The organism is Streptomyces sp. Ru71 (assembly GCF_002920535.1).
GTDB lineage: Bacteria > Actinomycetota > Actinomycetes > Streptomycetales > Streptomycetaceae > Streptomyces.
This window is the reverse complement of sequence record NZ_PQSS01000037.1, coordinates 65,781-72,051: the sequence shown is the minus strand read 5'-3', so window position 1 is coordinate 72,051 and position 6,271 is coordinate 65,781. Positions and strand designations below refer to the sequence as shown.

Here is a 6,271-nt window from a genome sequence, read left to right as displayed (position 1 = left end):
CACCGCCAACGGCACCCAGATCCAGCTCTACACCTGCTCGGGCGGCACCAACCAACGCTGGACCCGCACCTGAGATGGTCCCGGGTCGCCGTCGTGCCGGCGGCGACCCTCGCGCACCAGCAGGTCAGCTGCCCTTGGCGGCGGGCTCCAGGATCGCCACGCACTCCACGTGGTGCGTCATCGGGAACAGATCGAACGCCCGCAGCGTCCGCACCCGGTACCCCCCGTCCCGGAAGTACGCCAGGTCGCGGGCCAGGGCGGCCGGGTCGCAGGCGACGTAGGCGATGCGGCGGGCGCCCAGGGCGGAGAGGTGGGCGACCGTCGCGCGCCCGGCGCCCGCGCGGGGCGGGTCGAGGACGATGAGGTCGACCTCCGTGATGCCCGTGCGCGGCAGGACCGACTCGACCTTGCCCTGTTCGATGCGGACCCGGGGGAAGTCGGCGAGGTTGTGCCGCGCGTCCTCGACCGCGCGCTTGCCGGACTCGATGCCGAGCACCGCGCCCTGCTCGCCGAGGCGGTCGGCCAGGGCGCCCGCGAACAGGCCGACGCCGCAGTACAGGTCCAGGGCCATCTCGCCCTTGCGGGGCAGCAGGCCCTGCATGACCGCCGTCACCAGGGTGTCGGCGGCCTTCGGGTGGACCTGCCAGAAGCCGCCGCTGCCGACCCGGTGGGTGCGGCCGTCGGCGCGCTCGCGGACGAAGGGGCGGCCGTGGACGCGGTGCACGCCGCCGGACTTCTCGTCCACGCGCATCACCGAGACCGGACGGTCCAGTTCGACCAGGGGCAGGCGGGCGCCCGGGCGGGGGGTGAGGATCACCTGGCGGTCCTGCGAGCCGGAGGCCGCGATCGCCTCGACCGACTCCATGCCGGTCCAGTCGCGCTGCTCGATGCCCAGCTCGCTGACGCCCTCCGCGGCGATCATGCAGTGGTCGATGCGCTCGACCTCGTGCGAGCGGTGGCGGCGCAGCCCGGCGTGGCCCTCGGCGTCGACGGCGTACTGCACCCGGGTGCGCCACTGCGGGACCTGGCCGGCGGGCAGCTTGTCGCCCTCGGCCGGGACCACCGTGCCGTCCCAGCCGGCCTCCTCGGGCGTGAGGCCGGCGAGCCGCTTCAGCTGCTCGGCGATCACCTCGCCCTTCAGCCGCCGCTGGGCGCCCGGCTTGGCGTGCTGCCAGTCGCAGCCGCCGCAGCGGCCAGGACCGGCGAACGGGCAGGGGGCCTCGATGCGGTCCTTGGAGGCCTCCAAAACTTCCACCGCGTCCGCGCGCAGGAACCGCGCGCCCTCCTCGCCCTCGGTCACCCGGGCCACGACCCGCTCGCCGGGCAGCGCGTGCCGGACGAAGAGGACCTGGCCCTCGCTCGTGCGCGCGATGCAGTGACCGCCGTGGGCGACGGGGCCGATCTCGACCTCGTACTCGGCCCCGACCAGCGACCCCGCCTGCGACTTCTTCTCTTCTGCCTGCATGGCGGGGTGACTCCAGATCGGGTGAGGGTGACGGGTGGACAACAGCCCACCAGTCTACGTGCTCGGGCGAGGGCTACTGCCGGTTGCCGGCCTCCTTCGCCCGCTCCGCCTGCGTCAGCGGACCACGCCGCACCGAACCCGGCGCGTTCCACTCCTGCCGCCTGCGGGCCCGCTTCTTGGCCGCCTCGGAGGACTCCAGCTGGTAGGGGACCGAGGTGACCATGATGCCCGGCGTGAACAGCAGCCGGCCCTTGAGCCTGAGCGCGCTCTGGTTGTGCAGCAGGTGCTCGTACCAGTGGCCGACCACGTACTCCGGGATGATGACGGAGACCGCGTCGCGGGGGGACTCCTTGCGCAGGCTCTTGACGTACTCGATGACCGGCCGCGTGATCTCGCGGTACGGCGAGTCCAGGACCTTCAGCGGTACGTCGATGCCGCGCCGCTCCCACTCCTCGCGCAGCGCCTTGGTCTCGGCCGGGTCGACGTTGACCGTGAGCGCCTCCAGGGAGTCGGAGCGCATCAGCTTGGCGTAGGCGAGTGCGCGCAGCGTCGGGCGGTGGATCTTGGAGATCAGCACCACCGAGCGGACGCGCGAGGGGCGGACGCTGTCGTCGCTGGGGCCCTCGGGGGCGGCGATCTCCGCGGCGACGGCGTCGTAGTGACGGCGGATCGCGGTCATCGTCACGTAGAAGATGCACATGCCGAGCAGGGCGACCCAGGCGCCGTGCGTGAACTTGGTGATCAGCACGACGACGAGGACCAGGCCGGTGAAGAAGGCACCGAAGGCGTTGATCGCCCGGGAGCGGATCATGTGGCTGCGCTTGGCCGGGTCCCGCTCGGTGGCCAGGTGCCGGTTCCAGTGCCGGACCATGCCGATCTGGCTGAGCGTGAAGGACACGAACACGCCGACGATGTACAGCTGGATCAGCCGGGTGGAGTCGGCGCCGTAGATGAGGACCAGGAACGTCGCCGCGCCGGCCAGCAGCACGATGCCGTTGGAGAAGGCGAGGCGGTCGCCGCGGGTGTGCAGCTGGCGCGGCAGGTAGCGGTCCTGGGCGAGGATCGAGCCGAGCACCGGGAAGCCGTTGTAGGCGGTGTTGGCGGCGAGGAACAGCACCAGCGCGGTGGCCGCGGCCAGCACGATGAAGAAGAAGCTGCCCTTGCCGAACACGGCTTCGGCGACCTGGGTGATCACCGGGTTCTGGACGTAGTCCGCGCCGACGCCGACGCCGTTCTTCAGCAGGTCGGTGGCCGGGTTCTCGGCCATGCGGACATCGGTGACCAGGGCCAGCACGATGATGCCGCAGAACATGGTGACGGCGAGCAGGCCCATCATCGCCAGCGTGGTCGCGGCGTTCTTGGACTTGGGCTTGCGGAAGGCGGGGACGCCGTTGGAGATCGCCTCGACACCGGTGAGCGCGGCACAGCCGGAGGAGAAGGCGCGCAGCAGCAGGAAGACCAGCGCGAAGCCGGCCAGGCCCTGGTGCTCGGCCTTGATGTGGAAGTCGGCGGTGGGCGCGCGCATGGTGTCGCCGAGGACCAGGCCGCGGAAGGCGCCCCAGGCGATCATGATGAAGACGCCGGCGACGAACACATAGGTCGGGATCGCGAAGAGCTTGCCGGACTCCTTCACACCGCGCAGGTTCATCAGTGTCAGGAGCACGATCACGGCGACCGCGCAGGCCACCTTGTGCTCGACGACGAACGGGATCGCGGAGCCCAGGTTCTCGATGCCGGAGGAGATCGACACGGCGACGGTCAGGACGTAGTCGACGAGCAGCGCGCTCGCCACCGTCAGGCCCGCCTTGGCGCCGAGGTTGGTGGTGGCGACCTCGTAGTCGCCGCCGCCGCTGGGGTAGGCGTGCACGTTCTGCCGGTAGGAGGCGACGACCGTGAACATCAGCACGACGACCGCGAGGGCGATCCAGGGGCTGAAGTGGTACGCCGACACGCCCGCGATGGACAGGACCAGCAGCACCTCCCCTGGCGCATAGGCCACGGAGGACAACGGGTCGGAGGCGAAAACGGGAAGGGCGATGCGCTTCGGCAGGAGCGTTTCGCCCAGCCGATCACTGCGCAGTGCGCGCCCGATGAGAATCCGTTTGGGCACGTCGGTCAGTTTGGACACAACAGAGGATCGTAAGCCTTCGAACACGGGCTCGCCCACCTGCCGTGCCCGATCTGCCGCACGAGTGGAATCGGCGCTCCACCCCGCTACGGATTCCGCAGGTGGGGCCGGGGTCATGCCTAGATGACTGGACTCCCGCCCACGCCGCACTTCGGAGGTACCCGTGCCCGCCACCGCAGAGCTGATCGGCGCCGCCGTCGCACTCCTCGGCCTCGGATTCCTCACCCTGCGCAGCGTGCGCAGCATCACTCGACGCCGGGCGCCGCACGCCCGGTAACCGGGCCCGGGGGTGCACAGCCCGCGCCGTGCCTGTGTAGCTTGGTCGCCGGTCTGAGACCCTGTTGAAGCCAAGTGAGATTCTCTTGACACCGGAAGGACGGTCGTGCACATCGTCATCATGGGCTGCGGCAGAGTGGGTTCCGCTCTCGCCCAGACCCTGGAGCAGCAGGGGCATACGGTCGCTGTGATCGACCAGGACCCCACCGCCTTCCGACGCCTCGGTTCCTCGTTCGGCGGCCGCCGGGTCACCGGCGTCGGCTTCGACCAGGACACCCTGCGCGAGGCCGGCATCGAGGAGGCAGGCGCGTTCGCCGCGGTCTCCAGCGGCGACAACTCCAACATCATCGCCGCCCGCGTGGCCCGCGAGATGTTCGGCGTCGAGAACGTGGCGGCCCGTATCTACGACCCCCGGCGCGCGGAGGTCTACCAGCGCCTGGGCATCCCGACGGTCGCCACGGTCCGCTGGACCGCCGACCAGATGCTGCGCCGCCTGCTGCCGTCGGGCTCCGAGCCGCTGTGGCGCGACCCCACCGGTGGTGTGCAGCTCGCCGAGGTGCACGCCTCGGCCGCCTGGGTCGGCCACAAGATCAGCAAGCTGCAGGAGGAGACGGGCGTCCGGGTGGCGTTCCTGACCCGCCTCGGCGAGGCGATCCTGCCCACCTCGCAGACGGTGCTGCAGGAGGGCGACCTGGTGCACGTGATGATGCGCAGCGACGAGGTGGAGAAGGTCGAGGCGGCGTTCGCCAAGGGCCCTGAAGAGGAGGGCGGTCACTGATGAGGGTCGCCATTGCCGGTGCCGGCGCGGTGGGCCGCTCGATCGCGGGCGAGCTGCTGGAGAACGGCCATGAGGTACTGCTGATCGACAAGGCGCCGACCGCGATCTCGGTCGAGCGCGTGCCCCAGGCGGAGTGGCTGCTCGCCGACGCCTGCGAGATCACCTCCCTGGACGAGGCGGCGCTGCAGCGCTGCAACGTCGTGATCGCCGCGACCGGCGACGACAAGGTCAACCTGGTCGTCTCCCTGCTGGCGAAGACGGAGTACGGCGTTCCGCGCGTCGTCGCCCGCGTGAACAACCCGAAGAACGAGTGGCTGTTCAACGAGGCCTGGGGCGTGGACGTCGCCGTCTCCACCCCGCGCCTGATGTCGGCCCTGGTCGAGGAGGCGGTGAGCGTCGGCGACCTGGTCCGGCTGCTGCGCTTCAGCCACGGCGACGCCAACCTGGTCGAGCTGACCCTGCCGGAGGAGTCCGCGCTGGCCGGCACGCAGGTCGGCGATGTGGAGTGGCCGCAGGACACCTCCCTGGTGACGATCATCCGCGGCACCCGGGTGCTCACCCCGTCCCGCGAGGACTCCCTGGAGGCCGGCGACGAGCTGCTGTTCGTGGCCGCGCAGGCCCGCGAGGGCCAGCTGGAGGACCTGCTGTCGGTGCGCCGCGACGACGTCTGACGGTTCACGCTTCCGTATACGGCGATGGGGCGCCCGGTGATCGCCGGGCGCCCCATCGTCGTATGCGGGCTCTTGCGTCTGCGCCGTATGCGGGCTCGTGCGCGTGCGCCGCGCGGGCTCCTGAGCCTGTGCGCCGCGCGGGACGCCTTACGCCTGCCTGCGGTGCCGGCCGCCGGTCGGTTCCGTGGCATCCGCCGGACCCGTGGCCCCCGTGGCCTCCGGTCCTTCGCCGCGCTCCGCCGCCAGGGCCGCCTTGCGCTCCTCCTCCGCCTTCTCCTCGGCCTCCATCTCGGCGAACACGTCGATGGGCGGCGGCGCCTTGGCCAGGAACACCCACGTCAGGTAGACGGCGAGCAGGAACGGCGGGATCTTCAGGGCGACCAGGACCCAGCCGAGCTGGGTGGTGTCGGCCCACCAGTACAGCGGGAAGAGGATCGCGCACTTGGCGAGCAGGATCAGCCCCCAGGCCCAGCTGGCCTTGGCGTAGGCCGCCTTGCGGCCGGGGTTGCGGGTGCGCCAGGAGAGGTTCTCCTTGAACACCGGGCCGAGGATCAGGCCGATCAGCGGGACCCCGGCGAGCGTGGTGACGATGTACGCCAGCGCCAGGCCCAGGGTGTAGAGCATGCCCGGCAGATAGAAGTCCTTGGCGTTGCCGGTCATCATCGCGAAGACGACACCGAAGGCGACGCCGAAGACACCGCTGAAGGCGTGCTTGACGGTGTCCCGCATCGCGAGCCGGACCACGACCAGGACCAGGGACACGACCACCGCGGCGATCGCCGACAGATGGAGGTCCTTGTTGATCGTGTAGATCGTGACGAAGAGGAGGCCGGGAACCACCGTCTCGACCATGCCCCGCACTCCGCCGAACGCCTCGAACAGCGCGGCCTCCGTCACCGCCCGGGCGTCGTCCGCAGATGTGTTGTCGGTCGGCTTGTCGAGTGAGGTCACCG

5 protein-coding genes are annotated in these 6,271 nt (G+C 70.8%); 2 read left to right on the top strand and 3 right to left on the bottom strand.

Annotated features, from left to right (window positions below):
* Positions 1-124 precede the first annotated feature (124 nt).
* Positions 125-1,465: a class I SAM-dependent RNA methyltransferase gene (locus tag C3489_RS21950; RefSeq protein WP_103783735.1), complete on the bottom strand. Its 1,341-nt coding sequence runs from the start codon at positions 1,463-1,465 to the stop codon at positions 125-127.
* 73 nt (positions 1,466-1,538) lie between these two features.
* Entirely contained in the window at positions 1,539-3,593 is a 2,055-nt protein-coding gene (locus C3489_RS21945) for an amino acid permease (RefSeq protein WP_103783734.1), read from the bottom strand.
* 382 nt (positions 3,594-3,975) lie between these two features.
* Here C3489_RS21945 and C3489_RS21940 point away from each other — a divergent pair, with 382 nt between their 5' ends.
* Together C3489_RS21940 and C3489_RS21935 are read left to right on the top strand one after the other, a co-directional pair.
* Positions 3,976-4,647: a TrkA family potassium uptake protein gene (locus tag C3489_RS21940; protein ID WP_103783733.1), complete on the top strand. Its 672-nt coding sequence runs from the start codon at positions 3,976-3,978 to the stop codon at positions 4,645-4,647.
* Positions 4,647-5,318: a TrkA family potassium uptake protein gene (locus C3489_RS21935; RefSeq protein WP_103783732.1), complete on the top strand. Its 672-nt coding sequence runs from the start codon at positions 4,647-4,649 to the stop codon at positions 5,316-5,318. The genes C3489_RS21940 and C3489_RS21935 overlap by 1 nt, the downstream gene beginning before the upstream one ends.
* Positions 5,319-5,465: 147 nt before the next feature.
* On the opposite strand, the gene C3489_RS21930 is transcribed toward C3489_RS21935, so the two are convergent.
* On the bottom strand, positions 5,466-6,269 hold the full coding sequence (locus C3489_RS21930) for a DUF3159 domain-containing protein (protein WP_103783731.1): 804 nt from the start codon (positions 6,267-6,269) through the stop codon (positions 5,466-5,468).
* Positions 6,270-6,271 lie beyond the last annotated feature (2 nt).